Source organism: Streptomyces sp. NPDC058637, from assembly GCF_042717325.1.
Lineage (GTDB): Bacteria > Actinomycetota > Actinomycetes > Streptomycetales > Streptomycetaceae > Streptomyces.
Genome location: NZ_JBHXRD010000013.1, coordinates 58,416 through 78,768, shown reverse-complemented (window position 1 = coordinate 78,768; position 20,353 = coordinate 58,416). Strand labels below are relative to the sequence as shown.

At 71.7% G+C, this 20,353-nt stretch carries 17 protein-coding genes; 12 read left to right on the top strand and 5 right to left on the bottom strand.

Annotation, left to right across the window (positions count from 1 at the left end; all coding sequences use genetic code 11):
• From ACFWVP_RS15710 to ACFWVP_RS15675, 8 genes are read left to right on the top strand one after another with little or no spacing between them, the layout of a single operon-like run.
• Nucleotides 1-1,119, top strand: a complete 1,119-nt coding sequence (locus tag ACFWVP_RS15710; protein ID WP_384496973.1) for an MCE family protein — start codon at nt 1-3, stop codon at nt 1,117-1,119.
• Nucleotides 1,116-2,372 carry an MCE family protein gene (locus ACFWVP_RS15705; RefSeq protein WP_384496971.1) on the top strand — a complete coding sequence of 419 codons (1,257 nt, stop codon included), beginning with the start codon at nt 1,116-1,118 and terminating at the stop codon, nt 2,370-2,372. The genes ACFWVP_RS15710 and ACFWVP_RS15705 overlap by 4 nt, the downstream gene beginning before the upstream one ends.
• Nucleotides 2,369-3,622 (top strand): MCE family protein, encoded by a 1,254-nt coding sequence (locus ACFWVP_RS15700; protein WP_384496969.1) that lies wholly within the window; start codon nt 2,369-2,371, stop codon nt 3,620-3,622. Before ACFWVP_RS15705 ends, ACFWVP_RS15700 begins: the two co-directional genes overlap by 4 nt.
• Nucleotides 3,619-4,140, top strand: a complete 522-nt coding sequence (locus ACFWVP_RS15695) for a hypothetical protein (protein ID WP_384496968.1) — start codon at nt 3,619-3,621, stop codon at nt 4,138-4,140. Before ACFWVP_RS15700 ends, ACFWVP_RS15695 begins: the two co-directional genes overlap by 4 nt.
• Complete coding sequence (locus tag ACFWVP_RS15690; protein WP_384496966.1) at nt 4,137-4,802, top strand: hypothetical protein; 666 nt, start codon at nt 4,137-4,139, stop codon at nt 4,800-4,802. The genes ACFWVP_RS15695 and ACFWVP_RS15690 overlap by 4 nt, the downstream gene beginning before the upstream one ends.
• A 46-nt stretch (nt 4,803-4,848) precedes the next feature.
• Nucleotides 4,849-5,346, top strand: coding sequence for a nuclear transport factor 2 family protein (locus ACFWVP_RS15685; RefSeq protein WP_384496964.1), 498 nt, complete (start codon nt 4,849-4,851; stop codon nt 5,344-5,346).
• A 37-nt stretch (nt 5,347-5,383) separates the two neighbouring features.
• Nucleotides 5,384-6,151, top strand: a complete 768-nt coding sequence (locus tag ACFWVP_RS15680; protein WP_384496962.1) for a hypothetical protein — start codon at nt 5,384-5,386, stop codon at nt 6,149-6,151.
• A 19-nt stretch (nt 6,152-6,170) separates the two neighbouring features.
• Nucleotides 6,171-7,400, top strand: a complete 1,230-nt coding sequence (locus ACFWVP_RS15675; protein ID WP_384496960.1) for a lytic transglycosylase domain-containing protein — start codon at nt 6,171-6,173, stop codon at nt 7,398-7,400.
• A 3-nt stretch (nt 7,401-7,403) separates the two neighbouring features.
• Here ACFWVP_RS15675 and ACFWVP_RS15670 read toward each other — a convergent pair whose 3' ends face one another.
• Nucleotides 7,404-8,465, bottom strand: coding sequence for an ATP-dependent DNA ligase (locus ACFWVP_RS15670; RefSeq protein ID WP_384496958.1), 1,062 nt, complete (start codon nt 8,463-8,465; stop codon nt 7,404-7,406).
• A gap of 88 nt (nt 8,466-8,553) precedes the next feature.
• On the opposite strand from ACFWVP_RS15670, the gene ligD reads away from it, so the two are divergent.
• Nucleotides 8,554-9,564, top strand: a complete 1,011-nt coding sequence (gene ligD / locus ACFWVP_RS15665) for a non-homologous end-joining DNA ligase (RefSeq protein WP_384497149.1) — start codon at nt 8,554-8,556, stop codon at nt 9,562-9,564.
• Nucleotides 9,565-9,713: 149 nt separating this feature from the next.
• A complete protein-coding gene (locus ACFWVP_RS15660) occupies nt 9,714-10,745 on the top strand; it encodes an ABC transporter permease (protein WP_384497147.1) in 1,032 nt (343 codons plus the stop codon).
• A 13-nt stretch (nt 10,746-10,758) separates the two neighbouring features.
• Here the strand turns inward: ACFWVP_RS15660 and ACFWVP_RS15655 are convergent, their stop codons facing one another.
• Both ACFWVP_RS15655 and ACFWVP_RS15650 read right to left on the bottom strand, forming a co-directional pair.
• Nucleotides 10,759-12,996, bottom strand: coding sequence for an OmpL47-type beta-barrel domain-containing protein (locus ACFWVP_RS15655; protein ID WP_384496956.1), 2,238 nt, complete (start codon nt 12,994-12,996; stop codon nt 10,759-10,761).
• Nucleotides 12,993-15,437: a ThuA domain-containing protein gene (locus ACFWVP_RS15650; RefSeq protein WP_384496954.1), complete on the bottom strand. Its 2,445-nt coding sequence runs from the start codon at nt 15,435-15,437 to the stop codon at nt 12,993-12,995. Before ACFWVP_RS15650 ends, ACFWVP_RS15655 begins: the two co-directional genes overlap by 4 nt.
• 275 nt (nt 15,438-15,712) lie before the next feature.
• Here ACFWVP_RS15650 and ACFWVP_RS15645 point away from each other — a divergent pair, with 275 nt between their 5' ends.
• A complete protein-coding gene (locus ACFWVP_RS15645; protein WP_384496952.1) occupies nt 15,713-16,747 on the top strand; it encodes a multicopper oxidase domain-containing protein in 1,035 nt (344 codons plus the stop codon).
• A gap of 1 nt (nt 16,748) precedes the next feature.
• On the opposite strand, the gene ACFWVP_RS15640 is transcribed toward ACFWVP_RS15645, so the two are convergent.
• Nucleotides 16,749-18,932: a DEAD/DEAH box helicase gene (locus ACFWVP_RS15640; protein WP_384496950.1), complete on the bottom strand. Its 2,184-nt coding sequence runs from the start codon at nt 18,930-18,932 to the stop codon at nt 16,749-16,751.
• Nucleotides 18,933-19,027: 95 nt separating this feature from the next.
• A complete protein-coding gene (locus ACFWVP_RS15635; RefSeq protein WP_384496948.1) occupies nt 19,028-19,810 on the bottom strand; it encodes an IclR family transcriptional regulator in 783 nt (260 codons plus the stop codon).
• Nucleotides 19,811-20,006: 196 nt separating this feature from the next.
• Here ACFWVP_RS15635 and ACFWVP_RS15630 point away from each other — a divergent pair, with 196 nt between their 5' ends.
• Complete coding sequence (locus tag ACFWVP_RS15630; RefSeq protein WP_384496946.1) at nt 20,007-20,117, top strand: putative leader peptide; 111 nt, start codon at nt 20,007-20,009, stop codon at nt 20,115-20,117.
• Nucleotides 20,118-20,353: the final 236 nt, after the last annotated feature.

Here is a 20,353-nt window from a genome sequence, read left to right as displayed (position 1 = left end):
ATGAGACGCACCCGCATCATCGGCATCGGCGCCGGACTCGCCGTCGTGGCCGTCGCCGCCACCTCGGGCGTGATGGCCATGGACGAGGAGGGAACGACGACGATCACCGCCTACTTCGACCAGGCCACCGGCGTGTACGCCGGTTCGGACCTGCGCGTCCTCGGCGTGAAGGTCGGCACCGTCGAGTCCGTGAACCCGCGCGGCGAGGAGGTCAGGGTCACCCTGCGCCTCGACAAGGGGGTCAAGGTCCCCGAGGAGGCACACGCCGTCGTCGTCGCGCCCAGCCTCGTCGCCGACCGGTACATCCAGCTCGCCCCCGCCTACACCGGCGGAGCACTGATCCAGGACGAGGCGGTCCTGCCCGCCGCGCGGAACGCCACCCCCGTCGAGGTCGACCAGCTGTACGCCTCGATCACCGAACTCTCCACGGCACTCGGCCCGGACGGGGCCAACGCGGACGGGGCGCTCGCGGAACTCCTCGACACCGGGGCGAAGAACCTCGACGGGAACGGAAAGGCCATCGGGGACTCCATCGAGCAGTTCGGCAAGGCGACGAAGACCCTCGACAGGAGCAGCGGCAACCTCTTCGACACGCTGGCCTACCTGCAGACCTTCACCACGATGCTGAAGGAGAACGACGGCGACGTACGCGCGGCCGAACAGCAACTCAACTCCGTCACCGGCTTCCTCGCCGACGACAAGGAGAACCTCAGCGCCGCCCTGAAGGAACTCGGCACCGCGCTCGGGAAGGTCAAGGGCTTCATCCAGAAGAACCGCGGCGCCCTCAAGGAGAACGTGGACCTCCTGGTGCCGCTCACCCAGACACTCGTCGACCAGCGCGCCTCGCTCGCCGAGTCCCTCGACACCCTGCCGCTCGCCGCGGGCAACGTACTCAACGCCTACGACCCGGTGAACCGCACGCTCAACGGACGTACGAACCTCAACGAACTGTCCATGGGAGGGCCGCTCACCGAGGCCGAGGCCCCCGGCCTGAACGGGCTGTCACCGGTCGACGCCACCCGGCAGAAGTCGCTGCCCGCACTTCCGCTCCCCGCCGTCGGCACCGTCTACGGCACCCCGGAGAAGACCGCAGCGAAGGAGAGAGGGGCGAACCGATGAGCCGCGCCCTGCGCAGACCGGGTCCCCGCGCGACCACGGGCCTCGCCGCCCTGCTCGCCGTCGGCGTCGGCTGCGCACTCGTCGTCAGCAGTGTCGACATGCCGACGTTCACCGGCATCGACCAGGTGCCGCTGCCCGGGGGCGCGGACCTCGGCGACCATCCGTACGAGATCACCGCCGAATTCGGGGACGTCCTCAGCCTCGCCCCGCAGTCCTCCGTGAAGGTCAACGACGTCGCTGTCGGACGGGTCACCAAGATCTCCCTCACCCCCGGCAGCTGGACCGCCAAGGTCACCATGCGCGTCAACGGGAACATCAAGATGCCCGCCAACGCCTACGCCCACCTCGAACAGTCCAGCCTCCTCGGCGAGAAGTACGTCCAGCTCTCGCCGCCCGCGGCCGGCACCGCCCGCGGCGCCCTCGCGGACGGCGACCGGATCCCCCTCGCCCGCACCAACCGCAACCCCGAGGTCGAAGAGGTCTTCGGCGCCCTGTCGATGCTCCTCAACGGCGGCGGCGTCGCCCAGCTGAAGACCATCACCACCGAACTCAACAAGGCACTCGCGGGACAGGAACCCCAGATCCGCTCGATGCTGAGCCGCGTCGACACGCTGGTCACCGATCTGGACGACCACAAGGAGGACATCACCGACGCACTCGACGGCGTCAACCGCCTCGCCGCCACCCTCGCCACCCGCAAACAGGACGTCGGCAGGGTCCTCACCGGGCTCAGCCCCGGCCTGAAGGTCCTGGAGAAACAGCGCGGTTCGCTCCTGACCATGCTGCGCGCGCTCGACACGCTCTCCACCGTCGCCGTCGACACGATCAACCGGAGCAAGGCCGACATGATCGCCGACCTCAAGGCCCTCGCCCCCACCCTCAGGGCGCTCGCCGACTCCGGCGACGACCTGCCGGACTCCCTCCAGGTGCTGCTCACCTACCCGTTCACGGACGAGGTCCTGCGCGGGGTGAAAGGCGACTACCTCAACGTCTACCTGGACGTGACGGCCATGCCGGGCACCCAGCTCATCCCCGCCCTCGACCCCGACGCCCCTCCGGCCACGCCCGCCGGCAGGACCTCGGCCCTCCCGCTGCCCCTGCCCTCGGTCACCACATCCGGTACGGCCCCGAGCGCGACACCCGGCGGCGGGACGACCCCGGCGACGTCCGGAGCCACACCGGGCGACACGTCCGCCACCGCTCCGGGCGACACGTCCGCCACCGCTCCGGAACCGGAGGGCACCCGCCGATGATCACACCAGGCGTCCGCCTCAAGAACGTGGCCTTCCTCGTCGTCGCCGTGCTCGTGCTCGGCTACCTCGGCGTGCGGTACGCCGACCTCGGCCACTACGTCGGCGTGCGCAGCTACTACTCCGTCAAGGTCCAACTGCCGCAGACCGGCGGCCTCTACACCCACTCCGACGTGACCTACCGGGGCGTGTCCGTCGGCACGGTCGGGCCGATCGAGCTCACCGACGACGGCGTCGAGGCAGAGCTGCGCATCGAGAACGACGCACCACGCATCCCGGACAGCCTGCGGGCCGTCGTCGCCAACCTCTCCGCGGTCGGCGAGCAGTACATCGACCTGCGGCCCACCCGCCCGGACGGCCCCTTCCTGGAGAACGGCTCGGTCATCGACCAGGCCGACACCACCATCCCCGCACCCGTCACCGACGTCCTCACCAGCGTCAACGACCTGACCGCCTCCGTCGACGCGGAGGCCCTGCGCACCGTCGTCGACGAATTCGGGGCCGCGTTCGACGGGCGTGGCGACGACCTCCAGGTACTCCTGGACACCAGCAGCGAGTTCGTCCAGGCGGCCGACGAGTCCCTGCCGACCACCACCAAACTGATGGCCGACGGCGAGACCGTGCTGCGCACGCAGGCCGAACAGGGCGACGCGCTCAGGGGATTCGCCTCCGGGGCCAAGGAACTGGCCGCTGAACTCAAGGGATCCGACACCGACCTGCGCAGGCTGATCGCCGCCGCCCCCGACGCCACCGAACAGATCAGCGGCCTGCTCCGCGACCTCGATCCCAGCTTCGGAGTCGTCGTCGCCAACCTCCTCACCACGTCCGAGATCGCCGTCACCCGGCAGCGCGGACTGGAGGAACTCCTGGTGAAGATACCCGCGGTCGCGGCGGCCGGCGCCAGCGTCGTCGACGAGGACGGGGCGCGGTTCGGACTGTCGGTCACCTTCTTCGAACCCCTGCCCTGCACCGCCGGATACGGCTCGACCACCTACCGCCCCGGCACCGACCTCTCACCCGCCCCCGCAGTCAACAGCAAGGCCCGCTGCACCTCCCCGCCCGGCACCGGGATCAACGTCCGGGGCAGCGCGAACGCACCCAGGGGCGGCCCCGTGCCCGAACCGGCCCGGCCCGGCTCGCTGCTCCTGGGCAACGGCGGATCCGCACTCCCGGGCGCGCTCGGCACCACGGGCGACACCGGCAGGCCGGCCGCCGGCATCGCCGGGCTGCTGGGCCTGGGAGGCGGCGCGTGACGGCCCGTACGAGGAGTCTCAGCGGCTGGGCCGCCCTGCTCGCCGCCGTCCTGGTCTGCGCACTCGGCGGCTGGTCGTACACCGAGGCGCGGGGCGACGAGACCCTGGCGTACGCCAAGAGCCGCGACGCCGCACTCGCCGACGGGAAACGGCACCTGGCCCGGCTCACCACCATGGACGGCAAGAACGCCACGAGCGTCGAGGCGGGACTGGAGGCCTGGCTGGCCGCCTCGACCGGGCCCCTGCGGGACCGGCTGCGGAGCACCCGGAAGCAGGACGCGGGCGAACTGGTCGAGGCGGGCGCCACGGCGCACGGCAAGGTCACCGACGCGGCGCTCACCGCACTCGACGACCGGGCCGGGACGGCGGCGCTGATCGCGACCGTCGACGTCGCCGTCACCCCGCGCACCGGCAAGGCCGGTACCGAGCGCAAGCGCTTCGAGGCGACCCTCGCGCGGACCGGGGAGGGCTGGAAGATCAAGGCACTTGACGCGATACCGGTCGGGAGCGGCACATGAAGCACACCGGAGGGACCACGACCGTGAGCACCGGACCGGGCACCGGCACCGGACCAGGCACCGGACCTGGCACCGGCACGGGACCAGGCACCGGCAGCGGACCCGTCCAGGAGGCGGACACGGAGACGGTGGCAGAGGCCACCGAGGACCCCGCGCCCGGCCGCGTGCGGTGGCCCCGTACCGTCGCCGCCGTCCTGGCCGTGGCCCTCCTGGTCACCGGCGGCGCCCTCTTCGTCGAGGGCCGGCAGCTCCGCGACACCCCCGCCACGTCGAACCGCGCGCTGACCGACAGCGAGGCGACCACCCGGGTCGCGGGCGATGTCAGCAACGCGTTGGGCAAGGTCTTCTCGTACAGCCCGCAGGCCACCGCCGTCACCAAGGAGTCGGCGAAGCAACTCCTGGCGGGCAAGGCGCTCCAGCAGTACGCGGCCCTGTTCGGCCAGGTCGAGAAGCAGGCCGCGGACCAGAAGCTGACGCTCACCACGCACGTCGTACGCGCCGGAGTCACCCGGCTCAGCGGCGACAACGCCCACCTGCTCGTCTTCCTCGACCAGGTGTACGAGCGCGAGGGGAAGGCCGCCACCACGGCGGCGGCCCAGCTGTCCGTCACCGCCCGGCTGCGGGACGGACGCTGGAGAATCGTCGACATCACCTCCAGGTAGGGAAGAGGCACCGATGGCACGGGTACGGACGACGAGGAATCCGCTGGTGGCGGCAGCGATCGTGCTGACGGTCGCGGCGGCCGGCGCGGCGGGCTGGGGCGGCTGGTCCCGCTACGACGCCGCGCACGACGACTCGGCGGCCTACGCGCAGGCCCGCGACGACGCGCTGGCCGCGGGGGAGCAGGCCGTGCAGAACATGAACACGCTCGACCACCACGAGCTCGACGAGGGACTCGACAGCTGGGAGGACTCGACCACCGGTGATCTGCACAAGCAACTCGTCGACGGGCGCGACGCGTTCGTCGAGCAGATCGAGGCGGCCAGGACGGTCAGCACGGCCGAGGTCCTGTCGGGAGCGGTGACCGAACTGGACGACCGGGCGGGCCGGGCCGGGGTGATGGTGGCGCTGCGGGTCACCGTGACCGCGCCGGAGGGGAAGCCCGCGGTGAAGGAGAGCCGGATGCTCGGGCAGCTCACCCGCACCTCCGAAGGGTGGAAGCTCAGCGCCCTCGGCCAGGCACCCGTCGGCAACGCCGCCGGCTGACCCGCCGCCCTCACCCCCTTCCGAGAGGACCTCCGCCATGTCGACCACCCGACACCTCGTGAACCGCCGCCGACGGCTGGCCACCGTCGCCGCGACGACCGCACCGGAACGCACCCGCCCCGCCGACGAACCCGCCCCGCACGCCACGGCCCAGGAGGACACGCCCGCCGACGGCGCGGCCGTTGTCGAGGAGACCGAGGAAGGCGAGAAAACGGAGAGGACCAGGGAAGCAGAGAGAGCGGAGGAGAGCGCGGACGACCCGCCCGGGCCGCCCCGCAGGCGACTGCCCCGCCTCCGCGTCCGGCTGCCCGCCGTCCTCTGCGCGGCGACCGTGCTCCTCGGCGCCTTCGCCGTCTGGTCGTTCACCTCCGCCGCGACCCTGCGCGACGACCCCGTCCGGCAGAACACCGCGCTCACCGACATCAGCCGGACCAGCGAGGTGAAGGGCCAGATCACCGAGGCCGTGGGTGCCGTGTTCTCGTACACCTACGCCTCGCCCGAGAAGTCCGACCGGGCGGCCGAACGCCATCTGGTCGGCGCCGCGGTGCAGCAGCACGAGGACATGCTCGCCGAGGTCCGCGCGCAGGCACCGAAGCAGAAACTCGTGCTCACCACGACCGTCACCGAGAGCGGCGTCGAGTTCCTGGACGGCGACCGCGCCCGGCTGCTGATCTACGCCGACCAGAGCAACACCCGTACGGGCAAGGGGGAGGAGACCACCTACGCGGCGGCCATGTTCGCTGTGGACGCCGTCCACCGCGGGGACACCTGGCGGATCGCGGCCATCGACACGTTCACCCGATGACCCGGGGAGAGGGAGACACATGAGGTTCAACGGCACCATGCGCCGCGGACTCAGCGGCACGGCCACCGCGGTCGCCGCCATGGCGGCGCTCACCGCGTCCCAGGCCCCCGGGCTCACCGACATCGGTGCCGCGGACGACATGAAGAACGTCGCGGCCGACGACGTCGTCTGGACCCAGGCGCCCAACGACGACAGCTACCACACGGAGCTGCCACCGCTGAAGTCGCCCGAGCCGCCGAAGAAGGACGTGACGAAGCCCGGCGCGGCCGTCACCCGGGCCTGGGCCGAGGCCGGCATCCCCACCACCGTCCTCGCCGCCTACCGGAAGGCACAGACGGCCCTCGGGCGCACCGACCCGGGCTGCCGACTGCCGTGGCAGTTACTCGCGGCGATCGGCAAGGTGGAGTCGGGCCACGCGCGCGGGGGACGCGTCAACGCGGCGGGCACCACCCTCACCCCGATCCTCGGCCCGGTCCTCAACGGCGCCGGATTCGCCAACATTCCTGACACCGACGACGGGGCGTACGACGGGGACACCCGCTACGACCGGGCCGTCGGCCCCATGCAGTTCATCCCCTCCACCTGGGCTCACTGGGGGCAGGACGGCAACGGCGACGGACGCGAGGACCCCAACAACATCGTCGACGCGGCCCTCGCGGCGGGCCACTACCTCTGCGCCGGGACCCGCGACCTGTCCCTGCGCGGCGACCTCGACCGGGCGATCCTCAGCTACAACCACTCGGACACCTACCTGCGTACGGTGCTGTCCTGGCTGGAGTTCTACCGCGAGGGAGCCCACCCCGTCACCGACGGCAGGGGCGTGATCCCGCAGAGCCCCGGTGCGGGCGGCCCCACCGAGCCGAAGGCCCCGGTCGGCGGCCCCGGAAGCCCGGGCAAGGGCAACGGCGGCGGCATCGTCGTCGGTCCGCAGCCCAGCAGCACGCCCCGCCCCTCCACGTCGCCCACCGCCACACCGACGCCCTCGCCCACGGATTCCGGCAGCCCGGACCCCACCGGATCCCCGAGCCCGACCGGCCCGGGCCCCGACCCGACCGACACCGGCTCCCCGGACCCGACGACGACCCCCGACCCCACCACCTCGCCGGACCCGACCACGACGCCCGACCCCACGGCCACGCCCGACCCGGAGCCCAGCACCTCCGACCCGGGCTGCCCCACCGGCTCGCCGGACCCCGACCCGTCCACCACGGACGCGGTGACGGAGGACCCCTGTGCGCCGCCCGCCTGACCGTCATCCCGGACGCAGCACCTCGGACAGGTCGTACCGCACCACTTCCTCCAGCTGCGCGTAGGTGCAGCCGGTGGGGGTGCGGTCCGGCCTCCACCGCCGGAACCGGGTGGTGTGGCGGAAGCGGTCACCCTCCATGTGGTCGTACGCCACCTCGCAGACCCGCTCGGGGCCGATCGCCACCCAGGACAGGTCCTTCTTGCCCGACCAGCGGCTCGGCGCGCCCGGCAGCCGCGCACCCTCGTGTGCCGCCGCGTCGGCCCACGCGGCCCACGGGTGTGCGGCGGGCTCGATCCGCAGCGGGTCCAGCTCCTCGACCAGCTCGGCGCGCCGCTTCATGGTGAAGGCCGCGCACACCCCGACGTGCTGGAGCGCGCCCTCGGCGTCGTACAGGCCGAGCAGCAGCGAGCCGACCACCGGTCCGCTCTTGTGGAACCGGTAGCCCGCCACCACGCAGTCCGCGGTCCGCTCGTGCTTGATCTTGTACATCGCGCGTACGTCCGGCCGGTACGGCAGAGCGAGCGGTTTGGCGACGACCCCGTCGAGCCCCGCCCCCTCGTACCGCTCGAACCACTCCTGGGCGAGGGCCAGGTCCGTGGTGGCCGGGGCGAGGTGGACGGGCGCCGACGCGGCGGTCAGGGCCCGCTCCAGCGCCGTCCGCCGCTCGGTCAGCGGGGCGTCGAGCAGGGACTCGTCGTCCAGCGCGAGAATGTCGAAGGCCACCAGCCCGGCAGGCGTCCGCTCGGCCAGCAGCCGCACCCGCGAGTCGGCCGGGTGGATGCGCTCGCTCAGCCGGTCGAAGTCCAGCCGCCCCTCGTGGGCGACCACGATCTCCCCGTCGATCACACAGCGCGGCGGCAGATTCTCCCGCACCGCCGTGACCACCTCGGGGAAGTAGCGGGTGAGCGGCTTCCCGGTCCGGCTGCCGAGGACCACCTCGTCGCCGTCCCGGTGCACGATCACGCGGAAGCCGTCCCACTTCGCCTCGTACTGCATACCCGGCGGGATCGCGGACACGGACTTGGCGAGCATGGGTTTCACAGGGGGCATCACCGGCAGGTCCATGGCCCGATTCTGGACCGCCCCGGAGAGCATGTCTCCCGATATGCGGCATATGTGGGCCCGGTCTACGGTGGCCGACATGGGAGCAGCGGTGGAGCTGGACGCGGACGGGCGGCCCGTGCGGCTGTCCAACCCGGACAAGGTGTACTTCCCCGGGAAGGGCTACACGAAGAGGGACGTGGCCGAGTACTTCCTGGCCGTGGGGCCGGGGATCCTCCGCGCCCTGCGTGAGCGGCCGACCACCCTCCAGCGCTTCGTGGACGGCGTCGAGGGTGACTTCTTCTACCAGAAGCGCGCCCCGAAGAACCTCCCCGACTGGACGCCCACCGCCCGGATCGAATTCCCCAGCGGCCGGCACGCCGACGAGATGTGCCCCACCGAGCTCGGCGCCGTCCTCTGGGCGGCCAATCTCGGCACCCTCACCTTCCACCCGTGGCCGGTGCGCAGGGCCGACACCGACCACCCCGACGAGCTGCGCATCGACCTCGACCCGCAGCCGGGCACCGACTACTCCGACGCGGTGAGGGCCGCCCACGAGCTGCGGTCCGTGCTGGACGACCACGGGCTGCGCGGCTGGCCCAAGACCTCCGGCGGGCGCGGCATCCACGTCTTCGTACCCATCGTGCCCGAGTGGACCTTCACCCAGGTCAGGCGTTCCGCCATCGCGGTGGGCCGGGAACTCGAACGCCGCATGCCGGGCCGGGTGACCACCGCGTGGTGGAAGGAGGAACGCGGCGAACGGATCTTCGTCGACTACAACCAGACGGCCCGTGACCGCACCATCGCCTCCGCCTACTCCGTACGCCCGTTCCCGCACGCCCCGGTCTCCGCACCGCTGCGCTGGGAGGAGATCGACGACGCCGAACCCCGCGACTTCGACATCCGGACCATGCCCGTGCGGTACGCGGAGGTGGGCGATCTGCACGCGGACATGGACGACCACGCCTTCCGGCTCGACCGGCTGCTGGAGCTCGCGCACCGGGACGAGCACGAGCACGAGCTCGGCGACCTGCCCTACCCGCCGGAGTACCCGAAGATGCCCGGCGAACCGAAACGGGTCCAGCCCAGCCGCGCCCGGCACGGCGAGGACGGCAAGGAGTGAGCCCCCGCAGCCCCGACAGCCCCGACAGCCCCAGCGGCCCGGACAGCTCCCGCAGCCCCGACAGCCCCAGCGGCCCGGGCAGCTCCGCGGAGCACGGAACGCAGGGAGCGCGCGGTGCGCACGGAGCGCACGGAGCGCACGGCAGGACCCTGACCCGGCGTGAGAAGTGGCAGCAGTACAAGCGGTCGCCGTACTTCCCGGCGGTGGTGCTGACCCTCATCATCGCGGCGGCGGCCGGGCTCTTCGCCGGCTCGTACACCTACGCCCTCGCCAATCCGACCCCGCACCGCATCCCGGCCGCCCTGGTCACCGGGGGCCCCGCCGCCCCCGGCGTCGACCGGTTCGTCGACGGGATGCAGGAGACGCTCGACGCCTCCCTCGAACTCCACCGGTACACCACCCGGGCCGACGCCCGTGAGGCGCTGGAGGAGCAGAAGGTCTTCGCGATCGTGCGGCCCCTCGGGCGGGGCGGGGTGGCCCTGGACGTCGCGGCGGCGTCCGGCGCCACCGTCGCCCAGCTGCTGGGCGAGTCCGGTGTCGAGGTCGCCCGGCGCGTCGACGTCCCGCTCGCGGTCACGGACGTCAAGCCGCAGCAGAAGGGCGATCCGCGCGGCCTCGCGCTGTTCTACATCTCGCTCGCAGCCGTCATCATCGGCTTCGTCGGATCGATCCAGCTCAGCGTGAACGCCAAGGAGCTGAACCCGATGGAGAGGATCGTCTTCACCGTCGGCTACGCCCTCCTCGGCGGCTTCGCCATCGCGGCCGTCGTGGACTGGCTGCTCGGCGCGGTGGACCTGCCGTTCGCCGAGTCCTGGCTGATCCTGGCGTTCACGATGTTCACGTCGGGCATGGTCTTCACCATGTTCAACACCCTGATGGGGCGCTGGGCGATGATCCCCACCTGGGGCGTCATGGTGCTGCTCGGCAATCCGTCGTCCGGCGGCGCGGTGTCCTGGCCGCTGCTGCCCTCGGTGCTCGGGCACATCGGCCGCTGGCTGCCGCCGGGAGCCTCGGTCAACGCCCAGCACACGGCGGTCTACTACCAGGGCCACCAGTACGTCTTCCCGTACCTCGTGCTGGCGGTCTGGTCGCTGGTCGCCGGCACGGTCTTCTGGGTGTGGCGCCACCGGCACCCGGGAGGCCGCGACCACATGCCGGAGCATGCGGCCGCGGCCACCTGAGGGTTCCCGCCGGCTACAGCTCCTTGATACGGATGTCGCGGTACGAGACCACGTCCGTGGTGCCGTGGACCTGGAGGCCGACGTAACCGGAGGCGAACCGCCGGCCGTCGGTACCCGGGTCGTCGCCGCGCGGCGGTGTGAAGGCCTGACCGCCGTTGTTGTCGAACTCGTTCACCAGGACACCGTTGCGGTAGACCGAGTAGTGCTGGTCCACGACCCGGATCTCGTAGTCGTTCCAGGTGCCCTTGGGAGTGACCCCGGCGCCGCCGAGACCCACCCGGTCGAAGCCGTAGACGGACCCCGTCTTGTACATGTCGCCGTCGGGACGGTCGTTGATCTGGATCTCATGGCCGTACTTGATGGCGACCCACTCCGGACGGGACTCCTCCGGGTGGTCGTGGACGTCGGGGAAGCGGACGAACACTCCCGCGTTGGCGTTGCCCGTGCCCGGGGCGTCGTCGCGCCACTGGAGCTTCAGCGAGAAGTCCCCGTACTGCCTGCCCGGGAACCACAGCATGCCCATGCCGTCCACGGTGGTGGAGCTGGTGATCGAGCCTTCCTCGGCGTTCAGCCCGAACCGTCCGCCGCCCACCTGCTGCCACTTGGTGAGGGACTCCGCCGTGCCGTCGAAGAGCTTGCGGTAGCCCTCGTCCTGACCCGGCTTGCCGATGCCGGACTGCTTGGCCGCCCGGTAGATCTTCCTGTGCTCCCGGGCGTCGATCGCCCCGGCGGTGAGCAGCTTGTCGAGGACCTTGTCGACGTGCTTGAGGAACAGCGCGTGCGAGGACCAGTCCTTCTCGTCCTCGATCAGCTCGTTGATCGTGCAGCGGTTGCCGGTGATCCGGTTGGGGACACCGGTGTCGACCGTGCCGACGATGACGGTGAGCCGCTCGTCGAACTCCGGGCAGTTGGGCGCCGGGACGCCGCCGCTCTCCGCGACGGTGAACGACACCCGCTTCGCCTCCGAGGTGTTGCCGGCCTTGTCCGTCGCCCGGTGGGCGAACGTGTGGTGGCCGACGCGGTCCACGATGACGGGCGCGGTGTACGCGAGGTACGGGCCCCCGTCCAGGGAGTACTCGGTCCTCTCCACGCCCGAGTCGGCGTCGGTGGCGGTCACCGTGGCCCTGGCGCTCGTGATGAAGGCGCCGTCCGAGTTCTTGTCGCCCGTCACCGCCACGGAGGTCTCCGGCGGCGTCCTGTCCTGCGAGGGCGGTTCGACGACGGTGAAGTCGACGGACTTCTCCGCCGCGACGTTGCCGGACCTGTCGGTGGCGCGGTAGCGCACGGTGTGGGTGCCCACCTCGTGCACCATCACGGGAGCGGTGTACGCCTGCCAGGCGCCGTCGGCCCCGATCGCGTACTCGATGGTGTTGACCCCGGATTCGGTGTCGGACGCGGTCACGGTGACCGTGGCCATGCCCAGGTAGGCGCCGCCCTCGTCCTTCTCGCCCGAGACGGTCGCCGAGGTCTCCGGCGGTGTCCCGTCGTCCGAGGGCGGTGCCGCGACCGCGAAGTCGACCGACTTCTCCGCCGCGACGTTGCCCGACCTGTCGGTGGCGCGGTAGCGCACGGTGTGCGCGCCGACCTCGTTCACCACGACGGGCGTGGTGTACGGCTGCCAGGCGCCGTCGGCCCCGACCGCGTACTCGACGGTGTCCACGCCCGAATCCGCGTCGGTCGCCGCCACGGTGACGGTGGCCTGGCCGATGTACGCGCCGTCGGTGTTCCTGTCGCCGTCCACCGTCGCCGAGGTCTCGGGGGCGGTGGTGTCCTCGCCGCCGCCCCCCTCGGTCACGGTGAGGATGCCCTGCATGGACCCGTGGCCGGGAATGGTGCAGTGGTAGAAGTACCGGCCGGGCGTGAGGGTGACCTCGACGCTGTGCTTACCGCCCTCGCTGTCACTGGGGTTGGCCAGGATGTTCAGCGGGACGTCGTTGTTGAACTCCACGTCCGAGACGCTGAAGGTCAGCGTGTGCGGCATGCCCGTGGTGTTGCCGGTGGCCGTGCTGTTCTCGAAGACGATCGTCGCCGGGCCCGCGACCGCGGTCCTGGGGGCCGACAGGTAGTGGTCGATGGGGTCGCCCGCCGTCCAGGTGAGGACCTGGTCGGCGGCGGTCGCCGGACGGTTGTCCTCCCGGCCGTACGCGGCCGTCGACGTCAGCCCGAGGACCATCAGGAACGAGCCGAGCAGGGCGAGCCACACCCGTGCGGGTCCGTACCGCTGTCGCGCGAGGAGTGAACGGTGTCTCACTGCGCTGCCGCCTTCCTGGCCAGGTCCGCGGCGACCGGGGTCGGGCCGCCGCCCTTGTACGTCACGCGCCACAGCGCGGACTTCGAGTCGGAGGTGAAGAAGCCGCGCCCGTAGTCCAGGACGTAGAGCGAACCGTCCGGGGCGAACTTCCAGTCCATCAGGTTGCGGATGCCGTCGGCACCGACCGGAATGATCTTCTTCAGGGACTCGGCGTGCGTGGGCAGGCCGCCCTTGCCGACGGTCTTCGGGTCGGTGATCACCGCGTGCCGGGGCTGGGTGTCGTCGTAGAAGTCGCCGACGAACCACTTGCCGTCCCAGTACGAAGGCCACTTGGCCTCGCTCGTGCTCGACGCGTCGTAGCGGTAGACCGGGCCGTTCATGGTGGCCTGGCCGCCGCCCTTGAGCCAGGGCAGGAGCTGCTTCTGATCCTCCACCTCGTAGCTCGGGACACCGTCGGCGTCGCGCGGGTAGTCCACGCCGCCGCCCTGGGGCGAGTACCAGATGGTGTTCGAGGTGACCGGCGGCAGGTTGACCAGGCCGTCGTTGTTCGGGGACTCGTTCTTCGGGTGGTCGCAGTCGTACCAGCCCAGCGGCTTGGTGGGGTCCGGCAGATTACGGTCGCGGTAGGGCTGATTGTTGCCCATGCAGTACGGCCAGCCGTGGTTGCCGGCCTGGGTGATCGCGGCGAACGTGTCGTACTTGGCGGGACCCCAGGTGGTGCTGGGGGCGCCTGCGTCCGGGCCGACCCAGCCCGCGTACAGGGTGTCGGTCGCCGTGTCGACGGAGATCCGGGCCGGGTTGCGCACGCCCATCACATAGATCTCGCCACGGGTCTTGCCGCCGCCCTCGTCCGGCTCCTCGCCGGTGAAGAGGTTGCCGGCGGGCAGGGTGTACGTGCCGTCGTCCTCAGGGTGGATCCGCAGGATCTTCCCGTTGAGGTTGTTGGTGTTGCCCGCGGTGCGGCGGGCGTCGGCGAACGAGACGCCCTTGTAGTTCGGCTGGGGGTTGTTGCCGGAGTAACCGCCGCTGAAACCGGAGGAGTTGTTGTCACCGGTGGCGATGTAGAGGTTGTCCTTCGAGTCCCAGGCCAGACCGCCGCCCGCGTGGCAGCAGCTGTGGATTTGGACCGGCCAGCTCAGCAGCACCTTCTCGGACGCCAGGTCCAGCTTGTCCGTGGCACTGTCGAAGGTGAAACGCGAGACCTGACGGGTCGCCATCCGCTTGTCGCGGTCGATCTTCGCGTGCGGCGTGTAGTGCAGGTACACCCAGCCGTTGGACGCGAAGTCCGGGTCCAGCTCGATGCCGAGCAGGCCCTCCTCGACCTTGACCAGCTCGTCGCCGCCGCCCTTGTTGCCGAAGACGCTCAGTCGGCCCGCGAGGGTGACCTTCCCGGTCGCCGGGTCGTAGACGTGGATCTCGCCGTTGCCCTTGCCGATGTCCGGGTTGTTCCAGTCCGTGACGACCGGCTGGTCACCGTCGGCGCCGCCGCGCCCGATGTAGAAGACCCGGCCGTCCTTCGCGGTGACCAGGCCGTGCGGCTCACCGATCTGGTCGTTCTGCCCCGGCTGGTTGGGCTGGGTGAGACGCTCAGCGGTGTAGTGGGAGTCGATCGTGGCCTTGCAGTCGGCCTGCGAGAGCCGGCTCGTCCAGGCCAGCGCGCCGCGCAGATGGTCCCGGAAGTCGGTCTCGGCGAAGCTGCTCACCGTACCGCCCATGCCGGTGTAGAAGGACCGTCCGCCGTCGTAGTCGCGGCACCAGGAGACCGGGTGGTCCCAGCCGTTGGCGCTCGTGCCGGGCGCGTACGTGATCTCCCGGACGCGGGCCACGGTGTGGACGTCCCCGGAGGGGTTGTCCTTCCAGTTCAGCCACTTGTCGGGGCGCTTCCACTCCGGCGGGAGGTTCTTCGTCGCCGGGTGCTGCCGGTCGCCGATCTCCACCGTGGCGCGCTGGACGGTCGCCGGGCCGCCGGCCGCCGGACGGGCGCCGACCAGGCCGGTGAACCAGTCGGAGTACGGCTCGGTGCGCGCCGCGTCATGGATGCCGAGGAAACCGCCCCCCGCCTCCATGTACGCCTCGAGACCCGCCTCCTGCTCCGGGTCGAGGACGTCGCCGCCGCCGGTCAGGAAGACGACGGCGTTGTACCTGCCGAGCTGCCTGCCGTTGGTGAAGACCCCGGCGTCGTCGGTGGCGACGGTCCTGAAGCGCCCGGCCTCCGGACCGCTGAGCCCGATCTTCTCGATGGCGGCGATCCCCGCGTCCACGGTCGGGGACTCCTCGCCCGCCGAGGCGTGGAAGACCAGGACCCTGACGTTCGCCCCGCCTGGAGGCGAAGGAAGGGACAACGTTGTCGCGATCCGTTCCTTCAGCCCCGGATCCGGGTAGGGACTGGCACTGGCGGCGTTACCGCCCAGCAGGGACGCGGTCAGTGCGCCGACTGCCACCGTCGCCGCGAGGCCCCGTCGCGATCTGGACCTGTGATGTGGTGTGCGCTGCATGTGGTCACCCACCCCTCTCTGGTCACTTCTCTGGTCACTGCACCTGCGTGGTCACTGCGACAGCGCACGAAGCTAGACCTCTTTTCGTGCATCGCCAATAGGTGTGGCAGTAATCAAACGAACTTTGTCCTGAGTGTGGATAAACGCTGATCCCCCGGCTACGGTGTGGCCGTTCCGAGGGAGAGGCCCGTCAGTTTCCGTAGCGCAGTGGGGAGTTCGGCATGGACCGTAGGACCTTCAACCGGCGGATGCTGGTGGGTGGCGGCGTGGCGGCGGCGACCGGGGTGACATCGATGTCACTCGGCGCGGTCCAGGCGACTTCGGCGGAGAACCCGGCGAAGACCGCCCCGGCGGGAGGCGCCGTCAAGCACCTCAAGCTGTACGCGGAGAAGCTGGCGGGCGGTCAGCTGGGGTACGGCTTCGAGAAGGGCGAGGCGTCGGTCCCCGGGCCCCTCATCGAGATCACCGAGGGCGACACCCTGCACATCGAGTTCGAGAACACCACGGACGTCGACGCCAGCCTCCACGTCCACGGCGTCGACTACGACATCGCGAGCGACGGCACCCGGATGAACCGGAGCCATGTCGAACCCGGCGGCACCCGCACCTACACCTGGCGCACCCACACCCCGGGCCGCCGGAAGGACGGCACCTGGCGGGCGGGCAGCGCGGGCTACTGGCACTACCACGACCACGTCGTCGGCACGGACCACGGCACGGGCGGCATCCGCAAGGGGCTCTACGGGCCCCTCGTCGTCCGGCGCAAGGGAGACGTCCTGCCCGACAAGACGCTCACGATCGTCTTCAACGACATGACGATCAACAACAAGGCCGCGCACGAGAGCCCCGACTTCGAGGCCACGGTGGGCGACCGGGTCGAGGTCGTGATGATCACGCACGGGGAGTACTACCACACGTTCCACATCCACGGACACCGCTGGGCGGACAACAGGACCGGGCTGCTCACCGGCCCCGACGATCCCAGCCGGGTCGTCGACACGAAGATCTGCGGGCCCGCCGACTCGTTCGGCTTCCAGATCATCGCGGGTGAACACGTGGGCGCGGGCGCCTGGATGTACCACTGCCACGTCCAGAGCCACTCCGACATGGGGATGGCCGGGCTGCTACTGGTCGCCAAACCGGACGGCACGGTCCCCGGCTACGACCCGCCGCACCACGCCGCCGGTGCGTCCGGTGCGTCCGGTGCGTCCGATGCGGATGGTGCGGACGATGCGGACGGGGCCCACGAGCACTGAGTCAGTCCCCGGCCGCCATCCGCCGCTGCTCCTCCTCGACGACGAGCCGGGCGAGCGCCCCGTCCGACACGTCGACGGCGTCGGGCGTCGCCTCGGCGACATCGCTGCGCCGGGCGTACGCGTCGAAGAGCCGGTCCTTGCGCGCCAGGATGTCCAGCATCCGTTGGTCGACGCTGTCCGCCACGAGCAGCCGGTGCACCTGGACCGTCCGTATCTGCCCCATGCGGTGGGTACGGGCCACCGCCTGGTGCTCCATCGTGGGCTTGATCTGCGGCTCGCACAGGATCACCACCGAGGCCGCCTGGATGTTGAGCCCGAGACCGCCCGCCTGGATCTGGCTCAGCAGCACAGCGTGCCCGTCCGCCGCGCCGAACGCGTCGACCAGCCCCTGCCGGCGCGCGGCCGGCACGCTCCCCGAGAGCGGCCCGAACACCCCGTCGCCCAGGGCCTCCCGGACCGTGCGGAGCACCTCGCGGAAGTACGAGAACACGACGACCTTGAGCCCGTTCTCCTCGGCCTCCGTCACCAGCTCGCGCAGCCGGTTCAGCTTCGCGGACGTCTCGGGGCGGGCGTACGCGGCGCGGCGCATCCGCATGAAGTGCCCGGCGTCCACCGCCTCGCGGTACACCGTCAGGTCGGCGGCGGAGAACTCCTCCCACTCGTCGGCCTGGACGAGCGCGGGGAGTTCCGCCAGGACGTCGTCCTGGTTGCGCCGCAGATAGGCGGGGGCGACGGCCCTGCGGAAGGCGTGCGATCCCGCGACCCCGTGCGTGGCGGTGACGGACAAAACCAGCTCGGGGCGCAACTGGCGTACCAGGCTGCGGAACTCCTCCACGCGGTTCTCCATCGGGGTGCCGGTCAGGAACAGCACCCGGTCGGTGTGCCGCGTCCAGCCGGTCACCGCGCGGGAGCGCCGGGTGGCGGGGTTCTTCACGAAGTGGGCCTCGTCCACGACGACCATGCCGGGCCGAATCCCGCAGGCCGGTCCCTCGGGCAGGGCGGCCAGCGCGTCGAAGGTGGTCACCGCCACCCCGCCGTTCGCCCGCCACTGTGCGAAGGCGTCGTCGCGTTCCGGCCCGTGCACCGGCACGGCCGGCAGGGTGGAGCGGGCGCGGATCTCCCGCCCCCAGTTGATCAGTACGCTCGCCGGGCACACCACCAGGAAGTGGGTCTCCCCCCGTGCGGAAAGATGAGCGAGGGCGGCGATGGCCTGCACCGTCTTGCCGAGCCCCATCTCGTCCCCGAGGATCACCCGCTTCTGGGCGAGCGCGAAGCGGGCGCCGAAGGACTGGTACCCGCGCAGTGACACCCGCAGATGCGTGTCGTCGAGCCGCAGCCCGCGCACCCGGTCCGCGATCCCGGCGGGCAGGAACCCCTCGGCGGCGTCCCGGTCCGGACCGGCACCGGACAGTTCGGCGAGCAGGCTGTAGTACTCGGCGGACCGCAGCTCGAAGTCGACCCACGCCTCGGCCTCCGACGCCGGCCCGCGCAGCAGGTCCACCGACACCTGCCCGAACAGCAGGGGCAGTTCGCGGGCGGCGGCCTCCGCCACCGCCGCCCGTACGGAGGCGACCGCGGCCAGCGCCTCCGCACGGGCACCCCGCCCCGTGAACAGCATCCGCAGCCGTCTCCGGGCGGGCTCGGCCGCCGCGAGCCCCGGCTCCAGCCCGGTGAGGAGACGCCGGGCGGCGGTCGCGGCCCGGGGCGCGTCCGGACCCGCGTCGACCAGCCGGTGCAGGGCGATGACCAGCGCGGTCGTGGCCGCGTCCGGCGTCTGCGCGTCTATCCGCACGGCGACCGTGTCCCGGACCGCGTGTGCGATCTGCCGGGCGGCCGCCAGCGCGCGGTCCGCGGTCCGCGCCCCGACACCGGGGATCTGCCGCAGCTCGTACCGCCCGGTGCCGTGCACCCGGCCCACCGTCAGATAACCGGCCTGTTCCAGCGCGCCGAGGCGCAACCGGCCCTCCGTGACGTCCCCGAGCCGGGCGAGGGGGATGCCGGCCAGCTCCCGGTCCACCAGGTCGTCGAGGAGGGGCGCCAGCGCGGTGCGCGCGGCACCGACCGCCCCCGCGTGGTCGTCCAGTACCGCGCGGGCCGTGGTGACGAGCCGGTCCGCGTCCTGGAGCAGCTCACGGGCGGCTCTTCCCGAGGGCACGTCCGGGCCCGTGGGTCCTGCCTGTGTCATGTACGTCCTTCTGTCCCGCGGCCCCTCCGTGACCGGCCGCCCGCCGCCTTCCCGGGCGCGCCCCATCGTGCCACGGGCACGTGGGTGGCGGTCCCTCACCGGGCGGGCGCCCTGCGCTCGGCCGGGGTCAGCAGCAGTACCTCCAGGGCACGCGCACAGGACCGGGCCTCGTCGAGGAACCAGTCCGTTCGTTCGTCGGTGATCACGGACGGGGTGGCGCGCACGGCGAGCGCGAAGCGCGCGTGGCCGGCACCGTCCAGCACAGGGACGGCCAGGGTGCGCACCCCGAGCGCCGACTCGCCGTCGTTGAGCGCGTACGCCGCGGCCCGCACACGCGCCAACTCGGCCTGCAACAGGGCCGGTTCGACGATCGTACGGTCGGTGAAGGCGCGCAGGGGCGGGAGCGCGGCCGGTCCGCCCTCGCCCGGCCGTGCCCAGGCCAGCAGGACCTTGCCCAGCGCCGTCGAGTGCAGCGGTCGGCGCAGTCCCGTGCGCGGGGTGACCGAGCCGCCCGCGACGATCACCGCGTGCGGGCCGCTGCGCAGCGCCAGGTCGGCCGTCGCCCCCGTGCGCTCGGCCAGGTCCGTCAGCTCCGGGGCCGCCAGATGGAGCCCGCGCTGGTGGTACGAGAGCCGGCCCAGCTCCGTCACCGCGGGCCCGAGCCGGTAGCGCGAGGTGCGCGCGTCCTGTTCCAGGAAGCCCGCCCCGAGGAGGGTGCGGGCCAGCCGGTGGGCCGTGGAGACCGAGAGCTCCAGTCGGCGGGCGAGGTCGGAGGCGCTCAGGTCGGGGCCGTTGTCGTGGAAGCAGTGCAGGACGTCCAGTGCGCGCAGCACGGCCTGGGCTCCGCCGGGTGCGCGCACCGCCGCGGCCTCCGTCATGGTGACCCGCTTTCCGCTCGTGAGGGGGAAGAGGCCCCCATGGTTGCCACATTACGGGAGCTGAAAAGGCGTCGAGCGCACTCGTGAAACACTCTGTTCACAGTCGATCCCACATCATGGGAAGACAGTTGTGAGTGAGGGCGCCCCCGTGGCAGGCTGCAGCCCTCACCACCGGCGAACGGGAAGGAGCAGTGCCATGGCAGGCCCCCGCGCCACGACCCAGGGCACCACCGCTCCGGTCCCGCTCACCCTCACGCTGCGCCGTCACATCGACCTGGCGCGCGTCTCCAGCGCCGCCTGTCGCTGAGCTCCCGAAGCTCCGCGGTTCTCTCTTCGCCGACGCTCCCCGTGGACCGGGGCCGGCCGTTCACCCGCCCCGCCGCTCCTTCCGGAGCGTGTCCCGCGGCGCACGGTGACCGTGCCGATACCGGATGCGGTGCCCGCGCGCCGAGCCCTCCCGCCTGGCCGACCCCCTGCCTGGCCGACCCCCCGTCTCGCCGAAACCTCCTGCCTGGCCGCCCTTCCTGCTCAGCCGACCCCCCG